The following is a 223-nucleotide window of genomic DNA, read 5'->3' as shown; positions in this document are numbered from 1 at the left end:
ATCCAAAGGTTAAGAAACCTGNNCCAAATGTATATGAATCAATAAAGGAGGATGTTGAATGGTTAATAANTGATAAAGTAGATGAANNNTATAGACAATCTGAAAGATTAGATATATATTATAAATATATAAAGGAATTAATTGAAAAGGGATTTGCATATGTAGATCTTTCTCCAAAAGAAATAATATCAAAATATAGAGCAGAAGGAATTGCTACAGAATA

At 26.3% G+C, this 223-nt stretch carries 1 protein-coding gene; it reads left to right on the top strand.

From position 1 onward, the window contains the following. Positions 1 to 41: 41 nt before the first annotated feature. A partial coding sequence (locus LUA84_RS03475) for a glutamate--tRNA ligase family protein (RefSeq protein ID WP_457913383.1) occupies positions 42 to 223 on the top strand: 182 nt, incomplete at its 3' end.

The organism is Candidatus Nanopusillus massiliensis (assembly GCF_920984865.1).
Note: the sequence above shows the minus strand (reverse complement) of the source record. Positions and strands in the feature narration are given on the sequence as shown.